This window comes from Streptomyces sp. PTL18 (assembly GCF_059510295.1).
On sequence record NZ_JCAJZO010000015.1, the window covers coordinates 117,159 to 131,757 of the forward strand.

Below are 14,599 nucleotides of genomic sequence, written 5' to 3' on the forward strand. Positions count from 1 at the left end.
AGGACAGGCGGTCAGTCGACCCCGGCGCCGGGGCACCTGGTGCTCACCACCGGTATCGCGACCAGGACGACCGAAGCGGCTCTGGCCCTGCTGCGGACCAGCACCCTGACCTGGCCGATCAGCCCGTCACCAGCACTTGATCGTCAGGCGCGGTCGTGGAGCGTGACTTGGTAGCCGTCGGGGTCGGCGAAGGTGAAGGTCCGACCGAAGGGGCCGTCGACCGGTGCGGTGACGATGGTGTGGCCGTCGGCGACGAGCGCGTCGTGGATGGCCTGGACGTCGGTGGCGTGGAGCCAGATCGCGGCACCGATGCCGGGCTGAGCGACGGATGTGAGGTCGGTGCCGGGAATGACGTCTCGGAGTGCGAACACGATCGGCTTCGTCTCGAAGACGACGGCGTGCGGAGGTCCGGCCGGCGAGCGGACGAGGCCCAGGTACTGCTCGTAGAACGCCTGTGAAGCGTCGAGGTCGCGTACTTGGAGTGAGATGAAGTCGGGGCCGGTGGCGGGCATGGTGACGCTCCTTCTTTGCGTGTCAGTTTTCTGACATGCGGCAACGTATGTCAGAATACTGACATGAGTCAAGAAGGTGTCGGCATCGACCTGGAGACGTCACTGGGCTACCTGCTCAAAGAAGCGTCGAGTGCCCTGCGCGCGGCCATGGAGGAAGTGCTGCGGCCGCTTGGGATGAGCGTGACGCACTACTCCTGCCTCGAGCTGCTGGCGCAACGACCGGGCTTGTCGAACTCCGAGCTCGCGCGGGGCGCGTTCGTGACACGGCAGACGATGAACGTGCTACTCCAGGCCCTGGAACGAGACGGCTACGTGACCAGGCCTGCGGAGGCACTCGTCGGGAAGGTGCTTCCGGCGCGGCTCACGCCTCGCGGCCGACGAAGTCTCGAGAAGGCGAGCGCAGCCGTCCGGTCCGTCGAGGCCAGAATGCTGGCCGGCCTGACCGAGACCGAGCAGTCGGACGCGTTCCGGATCCTGCAGGGCATGATCCATTCCCTGCGCGGGGACAACGAGGGTGCATAGCTCGTTCCGCGGCGCACGTCTCGTCGCACGCGGACAGGAGTCAGCCGAGCCTGAGATCCGTGTCGGCGACCTCGGACTGCCGTGGCGAGGACGTGTTTGATGCCCGCAACCCGCGCGTCCGGCCGCAGCAGCTCAAGCAGGTAGCGCTCCAGCGCGGAGCGGCGCATCTGCAGCGTCCAGCCCGGCGTCATCCTCAGGCCGCCCGGCAGTGTCACGGTCCGCAGATGTTCCTGCTGGTGGATCTCCATGATGACCTCGCCCTGCTGGAGGTCCGTGTTCCCCGGCGGGCGGACCCAGCGTGCGTCCGGCCGGCCACCTGCAGCAGGCGGGTCAGTAGGGGACCGGAGGTCTCCACGGCGGCCATGGTGTGGTCGCCGATCAGGCGGGCGCAGGCCACCGGATGCAGCGGACAGTTCGCCTGGGCACCGCGGAGCCCGGGTCCGCAACCCTTGCTGGGTTGCGGAGCTGTCGAGGCAAACGTTGAGAGCCCCGGGCAGGGAAGTGTCGGCTCGTCGACCCCTTTGGCCGCCCCGAGGGGAGGTTCTTCACGGCGTCTGAGGTTCCTCCGGCCCGGGCACACGGGGTAGCCGGACGGTGAAGACCGCTCCGCTGCCGGGGGTGCTGCCGACGGTGACGGTTCCGCCGTGTGCCTCGACGAACTGGCGCACGATGGACAGGCCGAGACCGCTGCCCCCGGTGCGTCTGCTGCGGGATCCATCGGCGCGCCAGAACCGTTCGAAGACATGGGGCAGGTCCTCAGGGGCGATACCGTCCCCGGTGTCGCGCACGGTCAGGACGATCTCGTCCGGCGTGCGCCGGGCGCCGAGGGTGACCGTGCCCTGCGCGGGAGTGTGCCGCAGCGCGTTGGAGACGAGGTTGCCCAGGACCTGTCGCATTCTCACCGGGTCGGCGTCCATCCAGAGCTCAGGGCCGGAGTCCGCCCGCAGGTGTATGTCCGCGGCTTCGGCGCGGCTGCGATGCGCGGTGGCGACCTGGCCGATCAACTCGTCCGCGGCCAGCGGTTCCCGGTGCAGCCGCAGGGTGCCGGCGTCGCCCGCGGCGAGGTCGCGCAGGTCGTCGATGATGTGCTGCAGTTGCAGCGCCTCGTCGTGCAGGGAGGCGATGAGGCCGGGGTCGGGGTCGAGCAGTCCGTCGCGGGTGACCTCGAGCCACCCGCGGATATTGGTCAGCGGGGTGCGCAGTTCGTGGGCGATGTCGCTGACCATGGCCTTGCGCTGGGCCTCCAAGTGTTCCCGGCGCGCGGTCAGGTCGTTGAAGGCGGCGGCCAGGAAGCCTGTCTCGTCCTTGGTGGTGACGGCGACCCGTGCGTGTTGCTCGGGCGGCTGCCGGGCGGCGGCGGTCAGGGCGCGCAGGGGGCGGACGAGGCGGACGGCGACGAGGGCGGTCAGTGTGATCGTGACGGCCAGGACGAGCCCCGTGACTCCGATGATCTTGGTCTTGTTGGCGGGTGAGAGGTCGAAGCCCGACCGCTGTTGGTCGCGGTCGCCGAGGTAGAGGGTCGCCGGCGGGGCGACGTAGGGGTCGAGCTGGGTGCGGCGGGCCGTGTCGACACAGTTCTGCACCTGCTGGTTGCCGACCCGCTCGTGGATGTTGCCTGCCGTCCGGCCGGACATTCCGGGAATGACATCGATGCCGAGCAGCTCCCGCAGATAAGGGTCTGCCTGGGCCCGCTGCTTCCAGTCGCCGGGGAGGCAGCCGACCGTCAGCTTCGCGAGGGCTGCCAGCGCCTTGCGCTCGGTGGGCATCACCGGGTTGCCCGTTTCGTCGGCGCACTGCGAGAGCACGAGCGCCGGGCCGAGGTCGGCGATGACCACCGTACGACCGCTGGGCAGCTGCCTGGTGTGGCCGCGGCTGCCGAGCTGGTCCATGCACGCCACACGCTGCTGCGCCAGTCTGCTCACCTTCTCCGCCTCGGTATGGGACAGCCGATAGGGTCCCACCGCCCGCGGGTCGATACCGGCGAGCTGGGCGCCGGGCTCGGTGTAGGTGTCCGTACGCAGCGGGTCGACGGTGGCCGAGGCGCGGGCGGGCAGCGCGGTGCCGGGTGCGGCGGAGTCGCTGATGAGCCGTCCGCCCGCGGTGGTCAGGGCGATACGCCGGTCCAGTGTGCGCGACAGCGTGCGCACGGTGGACCCGACGCCGTCCCAGTCGGCATGGACCGCGGCATAGCCGCTCAGCCGACGCAGGATGTCGGAGTCGTCGGAGAGCACCTGACCGTGTTCCTCCTGAATGGCCCGTGTGGTGAGCTGCACGGCCAGCCAGGCGGTGGCGCCCACGGACAGCACCGCGATCGCCACGGAGGTGAGCAGCAGCCGTACCAACAGACTCTTGTGCCAGGGGATGCGGGGGACGGGCGAGCCGCCGTCCGGGCCGGTCATGAGGGACTCCGGCCGTCGACGAGTTTGTAGCCGACTCCGAACACCGTCAGCAGCCGTGCGGGTGTACGCGGGTCGGCCTCGATCTTCTTGCGCAGGTTCATGATGTGCACGTCGATGGCGCGCTCGGTGGACGCCCGGTCGTGTCCGCGGGTGTGCTGCAGCAACTGACGGCGTGAGAAGACCCGTTCGGGCTCGGCGGCCATGGCGTTCAGGATGGCGAACTCACCCGGGGTGCAGCCGACGGCGGCGCCGTCACAGGTGACCTCGTGCCGTACCGGGTCGACGGTGATGCCCCCGACGCGCAGCACGGGGGAGTCCTCGACGGGATGCCGGGTGCGGCGCAGCACGGTGCGGATGCGTGCCAGCAGTTCCCGGGGACTGTACGGCTTCGTCATGTAGTCGTCCGCGCCGAGGTCGAGACCGAGCAGCAGATCGTCCTCGGCGGAGCGGGCCGTGAGCATCAGCACCGGTACGTCCGCGTCCCGGCGCAGCACGCGGCAGACGCCGAACCCGTCGAGGCCCGGCAGCATGACATCGAGGATCACCAGGTCGGGCCGGTGGTCGCGGGCCTCGTCGAGAGCAGCCCGTCCCTCGGAGACGACGACGGCCGTATGGCCTTCCCTGACCAGGAGCCGGCGGATGAGCTCGGCCTGCAGGCCGTCGTCCTCCGCGACCAGAATATGTGCACACACGCCGGTGACCTTATGCGTGCCGAGGCGTCGTAAGCACGGTGTACCGCCCCGCTGCGGTTCTTCCCACACCCTGACAACTTCCTGATATCCGCGCTCCACGCTGGCCTCATGCACGACGGAGAATCCACACATCACACCGGTCCCGTCCCGGCAGCGGCATCCGCGCCAGGCCCGGGCCGCCCCCTCCCGGCCCGCCCTGCCCCGGTCCGGTCCGCGCTGGCGCTGCTGTCCGTCTCGGTATGCCTGCTGGCCGGCTGCGGCACCGGGGCGTCGGACGCGAAGAATCCCGCCGGGGACGCGGCGAAGACACACGCGCAGGCCGCCGAGGCGCTCCGGCTGGAACTGCACGCCACCGACGGGCAGGAACATGTCCCGGTCACCGTCGGCGGCCGGGTCACCGTCGAAGGGGGCACGATCACCCAGGTGTCCCTGTCCACCGCGGACGGTCGGGTGGTGCCCGGCGAACGGTCCCCGGACAAGAAGAGCTGGGCCCCCTCGGGCGACCTGAAGCACGGGACGACCTACCGGTTGACCGCCGCGGCCACCGGCGCCGGCGGCCACCGCACGACCAGAACCGTGACGTTCACGACCCTTGCCGAGGCCGACCGGTTCACCGGCACCTACACCCCGGGCAACGGCTCCACGGTGGGGGTGGGCATGCCGGTCTCGTTCACCTTCGACAAACCGATCACCGACAAGAAGGTCGTCGAGTCCGCCGTCGAGGTCAGTTCCGACAGCGGACAGACCGTCGTGGGCCACTGGTTCGGCGGGCAACGGCTCGACTTCCGTCCGCAGGAGTACTGGAAGCCCCGCTCCACCATCACGGTCAGGATCCGCCTCGCCGGAGTGAAAGGGGCCTCCGACTCGTACGGCGAACAGGACCAGACCCTCCGGTTCAAGGTCGGGCGCAGCCAGGTGTCCACCGTGGACGCCGCCGCGCACACCATGAAGGTCGTCCGGGACGGCACGACCGTGCGGAACATACCGATCACTGCGGGTGCCGCCTCGTCGCCCACCTGGAACGGGCAGATGGTCATCTCAGAGAAGCTGATCTCGACACGGATGAACGGCGCCACTGTCGGTTACGCCGGCCAGTACGACATCCCCGACGTCCCGCACGCCATGCGGCTGTCCACCTCGGGCACCTTCGTCCACGGCAACTACTGGGGGGACGACTCCGTCTTCGGCCACTCCAACATCAGCCACGGCTGTGTGGGGCTCAAGGACGTCAAGGGCGGCGGCGACTCCGGCCAGGACGCCGCCTGGTTCTACGACAACTCCCTCGTCGGTGACGTGGTCGTGGTGAAGAACTCCGACGACAAGGTGATCGCCCCCGACAACGGACTCAACGGCTGGAACATGCCGTGGAGCGAGTGGACGGCGGGTTCGGCGCGATGAGGCACCACTTCTCCGCCATGAGCTCCGGTCTGCCAATACCCGCCGCGATCCTGGCCCTGGCCGTCACCCTGGCCGGGTGCGGCGGCCCCGGCGCCGGGACGGCGGGGGGCGTCCCCTCGGCCGCCGCCGGCGCGCAGGACGCCCGGGCCGTCACGCCCGACACGGCTTACACCGGATCCGGGCCGAACGCAGCCGACGCAAGGGGCATGGACGCCCGAGCCGCGAAACCGAGCGCTTCCGCAGCGGCCGAGCTGCCGGGCCTCGGCCCCCGGACGCTCGCCGAGATCCCCGACAACGCCCGGCAGGTCGTCGTCGTCACCGGGAAGGACAAGAACTCTCCTGAGTCGCAGGTGGTGCTGTACCGGCGCACCGGCGACGGCTGGACCGCCGGGCAGACCTGGGCCGCCCACAACGCGCTCCGGGGCTGGACCGACGACCATCACGCGGGTGACCTGCGCTCGCCCATCGGTGTGTTCACCCTCAGCGACGCGGGCGGACTGCTTGCCGACCCGGGCACGAAGCTGCCCTACGACCGGTCCGGTGGCTTCACCGTCGGCGGCACCGGATTCGAGGGCGAGCCGCTCGCAGGCTCCTTCGACTACGTGGTCGCGATCGACTACAACCGCAGGCCGGGCACCTCCCCGCTCGACGGAACCCATCCGCTCGGCGCGGGCCGCGGCGGCGGCATCTGGCTGCACGTCGACCACGGGGGACCCACCCATGGCTGTGTAAGCCTGACGAAGCAGCACATGAAGGAGCTGCTGCTCGCGCTCGACCCGGCGCTGCACCCGCTGATCGTGATGGGGGACGTCACGTCCCTCGAACGGTGACCCGCGTGGCGGTCCCGTCCACGAGTCCCCAGCGCTGCGCGTGCGTGGCCGTCAGCGGTGTGCCGGACAGGGCGAGGTCGCATCATCGAGGCGCGGTTCCGCGAGGGAGATGCGCGCATCCAGGTCAGTGGAGTCGCCGTATGCTGTGACCTCATCTTCGCGGCGCGTGCCAAGAACGTGTCCAGACTGAAGTACGTCTCCGCCAAGGCCGTCCACGGCACGGAATACCCGCAAGCGTCCTGACCGCAGGTGGGCGCAGCGGCGTGGTCGACACTCCGAACCAAGGTGCGCACTCGGGACGACATCAGGGCGTGGCGGGAGTGGCTCGTCGCCGAGCTACTGCGGCAGCCGTTCGACCAGGCCTTCCGGGAGATCTACCTGCCCACCCCGGCGGAGGAGGAGACCGGCGTCCGCTCCAGCCGGTTCGCCGCCCACATCGTCCTCTATCGGCAGCTCTCGCGCACAACGGGACCGTTCCAGAACACCCCCGTGATCCTGGCCCAGGGCCCCGTTGCTTCCTGCCGCGATCGCGTCGCCGCGATGATCACAAGGATGCGTGGTAGGCCACAGGGCTGTCGTTGGCACAGGGTGCACAGTTACTTGGCAATGCGTTCACGGTCATCGGCGGGCGGCTCCCGGCGTAGCTCGCTCGGAGGGATTCCGTAGGCGGTGCGAAAAGCTCGAGTGAAGTCGGACGCGCGGGGGAAACCCCAGCGGGCGGCGACGATGTGGATGGGCAGCGTGCGCAGGGCCGGGTCGGTGAGGTCCCGGTGGGCGTTTCGCAGTCGCTGGGCGCGGATGTAGGCGGCCACGGTGACGCCCTCGGGCCGGAAGAGGCGGTGCAGGTAGCTGCTCGAGATGTGGTGGGCGGCAGCGATGTGTGCGGGCGTCAGTTCCGCGTCGGCCAGATGTCGGTGGATGAAGGACTTGATGTGCAGGGTCAGCGTCCGGCTACGGGTCTCCGGCGGCAGGCGGTGACAGGCGTCGGTGCTGTGGGCGAAGACCGCGGTGACCAGATCGGCGACGACTGTTCCCAGACGGGGCGCATCGCACGGCTGGTACGGGGCGGTGTCCGAGGTCAGCTGGACCAGGAACTGCGCCAGCAACGCGCCGACCCCCTCACGGCCCGATGTCCGGCGGCCGATGACCTGGTCGGCCGTGCGGGCGGGCAGCGCCACCAGCGCACGCGGGATTTCGACGCCGATGCTGGTGACCGGGCCGGGGCCGGTGTGGATCTCGTACGGCCGTGAGGAACTGTTGGTGTGGAAGTCGTGGACTCCGTAGCTGACTTGCTGCCTGTCCCAGGTGGCCTCTCCCTTCCCCCGGAGGAGGAGGGAGAGGTGGAACACTTCCGGATCGGACTGGCGGATCAGTTTCGGCGTCCGACGGAATACCAGGGGGTCAAAGGTGGCCGGCCAGACCGACACGTCTCCCAGCCCGATCAGTCGCTGGTGGGCGTGGTAATCCGCAGTGTCGTCGCTGGTCAACGCCATGGGCGCGTGGGTGTGGCCCAGGCGGTCCGCCCACGCGTCGAACCGGTCGGCGACCGGCAGGTCGGCCGTCCGGAAGACCGATTCGTACAGCACGGAGGAAGTGAACCACATGGCACCTCGGCCTGGTCGCATGTCACATGGCTGCCTGGTCGGAGAGGCACCCGGAGGCACGTGGCCGAACTGCCCCTCGCCGTCATGGCCGACCCGCCGAGCGCATCGGGGAGTTGGGCGCCGCCGCCCCGCGACGGCGCGCGGCAGGCAAGAGGGTTGGTACGGCGGCACCGTCCTGGTCGACCTCTGCTCGACGACAAGGACGTGGACGCCTCCTGGCAGCCGCCTCCCAAGCCGGAGCCCACGACCGGCAGTGGGTCACCCCGGCCGACCGGGCACGTGCCGACCGCCCTGCCGACGCGTTGAGCGGTCCCACTCGTCCTCCCGATCTCGCCAAACCGGTGGATTACCGCCGCACGGTGCCCTCGCCGGCCCGGACCGGCTACGGGGCGGTCTTCCGCGTCAGGACGACCAGGTTGACGACGATGCCGGGCAGGAGGAGAAGCAGGACGGGGACGAGGACGTTCCTCGAGACCGACGGCCCCGTGCTCAGCAGCCCCCAGCGGGAGATGGCGACAGAGCCTGCCAGTGAGACCCACAGCGCCGTTTCCAGCGCGGCGAGCCACTCACCCTCGCGTATGTGGAAACCGCCGGCCATCAGCGAAACCACGGCGATGCCGACGCCCGCCAGCGGGGTGGTCCACTGACCGTGGCCGAGCATCTGCGGCCCGGCCAGGCCGACGGCGGCAACGACCTCGGCGGCTCCGATGACAATCGTGAGGCCCCGCGGCAGATCGTCGAAGCCGACCCAGCGGTCGATGCCGCGGCCGATCACCTTGGGCAGGCCTGCGGCGAGGAAGAACAACGCGAGGAAGCCCTGCGCAATTCCCACAGTGAGGTCGAACATGGTGGTCTCCTTCCGGTCGTCACGGTCGACGACTCATTCCGGGTTCTTGCCGAAGGCCTCGCGCCATATGAGCTGCCACGGGGTCGGGGCACCCTCGGGGGTCGTCACGGCTACTCGCCGGCCGCTCCACCGCCGGTCCCCGGCCTGCGCGAGGAGGCAGGCGGCGAGGTCGGCTCGGCTGGTGAAGACGCCGTCCGCGTGGTCCTCCTGGAGGCGGTAGTCGCTCACCTTCTCGGCGTCGAAAAGTCCGGAGGGACGCAGGACAGTCCAGTCGAGGTCGCTGTCCGCGAGGAGCGTCTCCATCGCGGTCATGTCGGCGTACGTCGTCCTGCCGATCGTTCGGGTGATCAGCGGCTGCACCACCCGGTTGAGCACGATGCCGCCGTCCGCGTGCGGACGTGGGTCCAGGGCACTGGAGCTGACGGCGACGATTCGGGTGACACCGTGGAGGCGCATCGCGGTGACGATGTTCGCGACACCTGTGCTGTAGACGCTGATCGGGTCGCGGCTGAAGGGCACGCCGAGCACCGAGAGCACTGCGTACGCACCGTGGACGGCCTTCACGACGTCGTCCTCGACGTAGACGTCGGCCGGGACCACGTCGAGATGCTCGTGGGCGAGCGGGAAGACGTCGGGATGCCGGGTGACCGCCGTCACCCGGTGTCCGGCCTCCAAAGCCTGGCGGGTGAGCAGGCGGCCGGTCTTGCCGTTCGCACCGAAGACGACGAGCTTCATCCGGGTACCTCTGTCCTGTTGGGCGATGGTTTCCGAGGTGAAGTCGGATCAGCCGCCGTAGATGTGACGGTGCCGGTCGCGGCGCCTGCGGCCACCCGGCTCGCCCAGCCTGAGGCGCAGGGGCCGCCCCGGCTGCGCCGGTCGCATGCGCGCGTCCGTTGCCGCAGACGCTCGGGGCCGGAGTTGTGTCCGTGGCCCGGGCGGAAGACGGTCATGTCCAGCCGAGCGAGCCGTCGCATGCTGGGCCGGTGGGCGCGCAGGGCCGAGTCGGGAAGGTTGACGACGAGCCGGCCGTCGTAGACCACCTCGCCGAAGTACGGCGCCCCGGTGCGGTCCTGGAGGAGGGCGATGCACGCGGGGGGTGTGAACCGGCGGATGGCGGACCGACGCCGCGCGGTCGCGCCTCAGCGGATCGTCAGGGTGGAGAGCTTGGCTGCGTCCAGGACCAGGTCGATCTCGGCGATGCGGTCGGAGACGACGGTCATCCCCACCACCGCGACCACGCTCGACCTGGTCCTGGCGATGATTCCGGCGGCGCCGTTGACCAGGGCCGGCTCGCACAGCATGGCGAACCGAGGGCCGTGCGTAGCGGCGTGGGTCGCGACGTCGGCCGCGCCGGTCAGCAGCGCCGGTGCGAGCCAGGTGCGTGATCCGGTGTCGACGCGGAACACCACGTCGGGGTCGAGCAGGGCGAGGAGTGCCTCGAAGTCGCCCGCCCGGGACGCGGCGAGGAACGCGTCCACGACCCGGCGCTGGGTGCGGAGGTCGGCGTCGGGTACGGTCGCGGTTCCACGCAGCCGCCGCCTCGCGCGGCTGGCGAGTTGGCGCGCCGCCACCGGAGTACGGTCCACGATGGGGGCGATCTCGTCGAACGGGACGCCGAACATGTCGTGGAGCACGAACGCGAGCCGTTCGGCGGGCTCCAGGCTTTCCAGGACGACGAGCAGAGCAAGTCCGACCGAGTCGGCCAGCAGGCTCGCCTGCTCCGGGTCAACCGTCTCGTCGGTGGTGACGACCGGCTCGGGAAGCCATCCGGTGAGCTGCTCGCGTCGCGACTTCCTGGCACGCAGCATGTCGATGCACACCCGGCCGACCAGCGTGACCAGCCAGCCGTCAATGCTCTCGATGGTGCCGGCATCGGAGCGGGTCGTACGGATCCATGCCTCCTGGAGGGCGTCGTCGGCGTCGGTGAGCGTGCCGAGCATCCGGTACGCCACCGCCCGCAACCGCGGCCGGTGCAGCTCGAACTGCTCGGCGAACCAGACCTGGTCGTCCATCTGCATCCCGCTCTCCCCACTCCCGGCCTCGGCCGCCCCGGGCCGCCGCCATCCCCGCCGACGAGGTCATGTCAGATACGGCGAGGTGGCATCCTTCGGTTCCACACCCGCCGGTGGAGCACCCGAGCCGGCAGCGGCAGGGCCGTGGTCCGCGCACGCTCGTCGGCCATGCGGGCGCGGCGCCTCCAGGCGTCGGCTCAGTTCGCGATGTCACCCTTGGAGATGTCAGGCATCGACCGTACTCCCTTGTCTTTTCGTCTCCCTCGTGTACAGCCACGCTCAGACACTTGGTCGGATCGAGCCACGGAAACGTGACACGGCGGAGTACGTCGGCCCGGTTATTCGCTCCGGACCCGCGCCTTGTTGATGGCGACTCGAAGGTGTAGTCATGTCGGATCTGTTGCACCGGCCGTGCTTGCAGTCGCCCATCGGCGTAGGTCAGCCGCTGGTCGCCGTGGACGACGGCGGCGCGGTCCGGCACGGCACGGGCGCTGCTCTCGAGCATGACGGCGAGGTTCAGCACGGGGTTTTTGTGGTGGGTGGGGGCGGGACGGTGGCAGGGCTGGACGCGGTCAGCCGCGCAGCGCGGAGGCGAGGATGCCGGGCAGTTTCCCCACACGCGGCGCGGCGGTGAAGCGCGTGACGCGTTCGACGGTGGTCAGCGCGCTGCGGTTGGTGACGAAGTACGGCGGACGCGGGGACAGCGACGGATCGCCCGTGACCAGACCGCGCGGCGCGGGCGTGAAAGGGGCGCGCAGTACGGTCTTCTCGATGCCCTCGAGCATGAACGCGTTGTGCACGAAGCCGGTGCCGCTGCCGATGGCCTGGCGGGTATGGCCGGGAAAGGCGCCCCATGGGGTGAAGCCGAGCAGGAAGCCCACCCCGGACCAGCAGTTGACCCCCAGGGTGCCGTAGCGCAGTTCGGCAACGGCCGCGTCCACCGTCGGCTGTTCTGTCTTCTCGGTCCTGGGGTGGACGATCAAGGTTGCGCCGAGGGTGCCGGGGAGGGTGTCGTTGGCGAAGTCGACGGCCCGGCGCAGGAATTCGGCCGTGGTCGCGCCGGGCAGTCGTACGACGCCCAGGGCGCTTCCGAAAACCTCCTCGGTGATCAGGACGTCGTCGTGGTCGGTGATGTCGGGGACGAGGAGTCGGCAGCCGTCGCCGTGGGCCTCCGCCTCCGGATGGGCGGCGAGAACGGCGGCCAGGCGCCGGTCGGCGCCCGGGTAGTAGTCGGTGCGCTCAGGCAGCTCGCGCAGCACCCGCCGGATCTCGCCCAGCAGCCGCTCGGTGCCGTCCCAGTCACGCGGCACGACCAGGACCTGGCTGGCGATGCAGTTGTGGCCGGAGTTGTTCATCTTGCTGGTGACGATGTGCTCGGCCTGGAAGCGGAAGTCGCCGTCGCTCCACGGCCCCGGCGCCACGATGCACGGGCTGACACCGCCCAGTTCACTGCTGAAAGGCTTGGTGATCAGGGGCCGGTCGTCGCGTCGGCGCTGCTCGGCGTCGTCGTCGGTGCCCCAGACGATGGCGTCGTGCGTTCGGTCGCTCCCGGTGACATGGATGGCGTCGATGCCTTCGTGGCGGGCGAGGTGACCGCCTTCGGCCGCGCCGCCGTCGACGAACCGGACCCAGCCGTGTGCGACGAAGTCGGCGAAGACGCGCTCGAAGTGGGGGCGCAGATAGGCGTTGACGGGGTTCAGCTTGGCGATGACGACCTGGCCCTCGACATAGAGCTTGTGCAGGACGTCGAGCGCGGTGATGGCGGCGACATTCCCGGCGCCGAGTACCAGGGCGACGGCGGGGCGTCCGGGCCGGCCCCGGTACTCGCCCGCGGCGCTGTCGCGTACCTGCTCGGCGGTGATACCGGGGCGCATCCACACCTGAGCCGTGAAGCCGTTGAGCAGCAGCCGGTCCCAGCCGGTGGCGGGGAAGACGCCGACCTTGGTGAGACCGTCCTCCTCGCGCACGGCCCCGGGGTCGACGGGGTCCTTGCCGCGAGCGATGCGTCGCAGTACGTGAAGATAGGCTGCGGCGTTCTGGGCCAGGGCCCACGGTCCGCCGCTCCAGTCCTCGGCGGCCCACGGGGAGTCGGGAGCGTACCCCTTGGCGCGGGCGCCGACCGCGGCCAGTTCGGCGGAGCCGGACGCCACGCGGGGCAGCAGCCGTTCCAGCAGGGCGATACGTCTGGTGAGCGGGGTGGCCGTCCAGGACGCGGCGTTTTCGCGCAGCTCTTTGACGGCCCGGTCGAGGGAGGAGGTGTCGAGGGCACTGGAATTCACGTCATTCCTCGCAGGAGGGTGAGGGGGCGGGGCCGGGCTCTGTGCACTGAGGCAGGGGTGGCGAACCTCGCCCGGAGCACGACGGGTTGCGCATCCTCAGTCGGACGGCAGGCACGCGTCGCGAGCCGGGTCGATCATCGTGAGGGCGGCGATCCCGCCGATCACGAGCAGGGCACCGGTGATCAGGACGGCGTTCCGGTAGCCCACTGCTCCCTGGGCGTCCACGAGACGCCCGATCAGGGTCGGGGCGATCAGGCCGGCGGTGGTCACCACGGCGTTCATGAGCCCCAGGGCCCCGCCGCGGCGGTGGGCCGGGGCCAGTTCTGCGACGGTGGTGACGGCGATGCTGCCCATCGCTCCGGTGAGCCCGAAACCGATGACCAGGAGCGCGGCCGTCGCCGCACCGGCCGGAGCCGACGGCAGGGCCAGGCACGCCGCGGCGCCGACGAGCAGAAGGATGCCGCCGACCCCGCCACGGGCCCGCCGGCTCGCGATGCCACGGCGCAGCAGCCATCCGGTCACGCCTGCCTGTCCGAGTACCACGACGCCGCTCAGCCCCCAGACCAGCATCAGCAGTCGGGCGGACGCGGCCGAGGAATAGCCGAGTCCGTCGTGGAGGTAGGAGGGGAGCCAGACCAGCCCGAAGGCGATCACCCAGTAGGTGCCGAAGTAGGCGGTCGTTGCACCGATCCAGGTACGGGTCGCGAGGATCCGGCGGTACGGCGTCCTGCGCGTGGCCGCCCCCGTCCTGCTTCCGGCCACCGCCACCTCGACCGTCCCTGTCCCCTCACCGGAGCCGGCCGAGGCCGGGGAGCCGTTGTCCGACGTGGCCGCGTACGGTCCCTCTCCGCCGAGGGCGATCCACAGCAGCGCCCACACCGAACCGGCGAGTGTCACCACGGTGACGGCAGAGCGCCAGCCGTGGTGGTGGATCACCCAGGTCAGTACGGGTGCGGCGACCAGGACTCCCAGGGTGACTCCCAGCACGATCAGAGCCCCGGGCAGGTTGCGCCGGTGGTTGGGGAACCAGGACAGGGTGGTCTGCTGGGCGACGGGGAAGGCGGGCCCCTCGGCGGCACCGAGCAGGACACGTGAGGTGATGAGCACCGCGAGCCCTCCACCCATGGCCACAGGAGCCTGGGCGGCGGACCAGAGAGCGGCCATCGCCAGCAACACCCACGTGGGCCGTACGCGGTCCGCGAGCAGGCCCACCGCGGCGCCACAGACCGAGAACAGCAGGAAGAAGGCGCTGCTGGCGAGTCCGAAGGCGGACGAGGACAGGCCGAGGTCCTTGCGGATCGGATCGGCGGCGAGGCCGAGCACGGACTTGTCGGCGAAGTTGATCATCATGAAGACGACCAGCAGTGCGGTGACGGTCCACGCGCGGCTTCGGGGGGCCTGCACGGCCCTGGGGCGGTGAGCGGGCACAGCGGGTACGACATCGGTGTCGGTCACAGGGGCTCCGCGGGAGACGGGCGAAAGGGGGGAGGGGCGGAGATCGGCC

Annotated in this window: 13 protein-coding genes; 4 read left to right on the forward strand and 9 right to left on the reverse strand. The window is 70.4% G+C overall.

Going from position 1 to position 14,599, the window contains the following annotated elements; translation table 11 throughout:
- Positions 1 to 143: 143 nt before the first annotated feature.
- Positions 144 to 512, reverse strand: a complete 369-nt coding sequence (locus tag AC5WS8_RS25805; protein WP_496105844.1) for a VOC family protein — start codon at positions 510 to 512, stop codon at positions 144 to 146.
- A gap of 63 nt (positions 513 to 575) precedes the next feature.
- On the opposite strand from AC5WS8_RS25805, the gene AC5WS8_RS25810 reads away from it, so the two are divergent.
- Positions 576 to 1,034 carry a MarR family winged helix-turn-helix transcriptional regulator gene (locus tag AC5WS8_RS25810; protein ID WP_496105845.1) on the forward strand — a complete coding sequence of 153 codons (459 nt, stop codon included), beginning with the start codon at positions 576 to 578 and terminating at the stop codon, positions 1,032 to 1,034.
- Between the two features lie 545 nt (positions 1,035 to 1,579).
- Here the strand turns inward: AC5WS8_RS25810 and AC5WS8_RS25815 are convergent.
- A complete protein-coding gene (locus AC5WS8_RS25815) occupies positions 1,580 to 3,433 on the reverse strand; it encodes an ATP-binding protein (RefSeq protein WP_496105846.1) in 1,854 nt (617 codons plus the stop codon).
- Complete coding sequence (locus AC5WS8_RS25820; protein ID WP_496105847.1) at positions 3,430 to 4,125, reverse strand: response regulator; 696 nt, start codon at positions 4,123 to 4,125, stop codon at positions 3,430 to 3,432. The genes AC5WS8_RS25815 and AC5WS8_RS25820 overlap by 4 nt, the downstream gene beginning before the upstream one ends.
- A gap of 108 nt (positions 4,126 to 4,233) precedes the next feature.
- Here AC5WS8_RS25820 and AC5WS8_RS25825 point away from each other — a divergent pair, with 108 nt between their 5' ends.
- The 3 genes from AC5WS8_RS25825 to AC5WS8_RS25835 all read left to right on the forward strand — a co-directional run bounded on the left by AC5WS8_RS25825 (position 4,234) and on the right by AC5WS8_RS25835 (position 7,019).
- Complete coding sequence (locus tag AC5WS8_RS25825) at positions 4,234 to 5,523, forward strand: L,D-transpeptidase (protein ID WP_496105848.1); 1,290 nt, start codon at positions 4,234 to 4,236, stop codon at positions 5,521 to 5,523.
- A 17-nt stretch (positions 5,524 to 5,540) separates the two neighbouring features.
- On the forward strand, positions 5,541 to 6,353 hold the full coding sequence (locus tag AC5WS8_RS25830) for a L,D-transpeptidase family protein (protein WP_496105875.1): 813 nt from the start codon (positions 5,541 to 5,543) through the stop codon (positions 6,351 to 6,353).
- A gap of 285 nt (positions 6,354 to 6,638) precedes the next feature.
- Positions 6,639 to 7,019: a DUF4132 domain-containing protein gene (locus tag AC5WS8_RS25835; RefSeq protein ID WP_496105849.1), complete on the forward strand. Its 381-nt coding sequence runs from the start codon at positions 6,639 to 6,641 to the stop codon at positions 7,017 to 7,019.
- On the opposite strand, the gene AC5WS8_RS25840 is transcribed toward AC5WS8_RS25835, so the two are convergent.
- From AC5WS8_RS25840 to AC5WS8_RS25865, 6 genes are all read right to left on the reverse strand, one after another.
- Positions 6,950 to 7,939, reverse strand: coding sequence for an AraC-like ligand-binding domain-containing protein (locus AC5WS8_RS25840; RefSeq protein WP_496105850.1), 990 nt, complete (start codon positions 7,937 to 7,939; stop codon positions 6,950 to 6,952). The genes AC5WS8_RS25835 and AC5WS8_RS25840 overlap by 70 nt on opposite strands.
- Positions 7,940 to 8,339: 400 nt before the next feature.
- On the reverse strand, positions 8,340 to 8,804 hold the full coding sequence (locus AC5WS8_RS25845) for a DoxX family protein (RefSeq protein ID WP_496105851.1): 465 nt from the start codon (positions 8,802 to 8,804) through the stop codon (positions 8,340 to 8,342).
- 33 nt (positions 8,805 to 8,837) lie between these two features.
- Positions 8,838 to 9,539 (reverse strand): NAD(P)-dependent oxidoreductase, encoded by a 702-nt coding sequence (locus AC5WS8_RS25850; protein ID WP_496105852.1) that lies wholly within the window; start codon positions 9,537 to 9,539, stop codon positions 8,838 to 8,840.
- 404 nt (positions 9,540 to 9,943) lie between these two features.
- Positions 9,944 to 10,822 carry a sigma-70 family RNA polymerase sigma factor gene (locus AC5WS8_RS25855; RefSeq protein ID WP_496105853.1) on the reverse strand — a complete coding sequence of 293 codons (879 nt, stop codon included), beginning with the start codon at positions 10,820 to 10,822 and terminating at the stop codon, positions 9,944 to 9,946.
- A gap of 566 nt (positions 10,823 to 11,388) precedes the next feature.
- The gene (locus AC5WS8_RS25860; protein WP_496105854.1) at positions 11,389 to 13,095 is read right to left on the reverse strand and encodes an aldehyde dehydrogenase family protein; all 1,707 of its coding nucleotides are present in this window, start codon (positions 13,093 to 13,095) and stop codon (positions 11,389 to 11,391) included.
- Between the two features lie 96 nt (positions 13,096 to 13,191).
- Positions 13,192 to 14,550 (reverse strand): MFS transporter, encoded by a 1,359-nt coding sequence (locus AC5WS8_RS25865; protein ID WP_496105855.1) that lies wholly within the window; start codon positions 14,548 to 14,550, stop codon positions 13,192 to 13,194.
- Positions 14,551 to 14,599 lie beyond the last annotated feature (49 nt).

Excerpts from the sequence above, each read along its gene's own strand:
- AC5WS8_RS25805 (WP_496105844.1), bottom strand. The coding sequence starts at position 512 with ATGCCCGCCACCGGCCCCGACTTCATCTCACTCCAAGTACGCGACCTC.
- AC5WS8_RS25810 (WP_496105845.1), top strand. The coding sequence starts at position 576 with ATGAGTCAAGAAGGTGTCGGCATCGACCTGGAGACGTCACTGGGCTAC.
- AC5WS8_RS25815 (WP_496105846.1), bottom strand. The coding sequence starts at position 3,433 with ATGACCGGCCCGGACGGCGGCTCGCCCGTCCCCCGCATCCCCTGGCAC.
- AC5WS8_RS25825 (WP_496105848.1), top strand. The coding sequence starts at position 4,234 with ATGCACGACGGAGAATCCACACATCACACCGGTCCCGTCCCGGCAGCG.
- AC5WS8_RS25830 (WP_496105875.1), top strand. The coding sequence starts at position 5,541 with ATGAGCTCCGGTCTGCCAATACCCGCCGCGATCCTGGCCCTGGCCGTC.
- AC5WS8_RS25845 (WP_496105851.1), bottom strand. The coding sequence starts at position 8,804 with ATGTTCGACCTCACTGTGGGAATTGCGCAGGGCTTCCTCGCGTTGTTC.
- AC5WS8_RS25850 (WP_496105852.1), bottom strand. The coding sequence starts at position 9,539 with ATGAAGCTCGTCGTCTTCGGTGCGAACGGCAAGACCGGCCGCCTGCTC.
- AC5WS8_RS25855 (WP_496105853.1), bottom strand. The coding sequence starts at position 10,822 with ATGCAGATGGACGACCAGGTCTGGTTCGCCGAGCAGTTCGAGCTGCAC.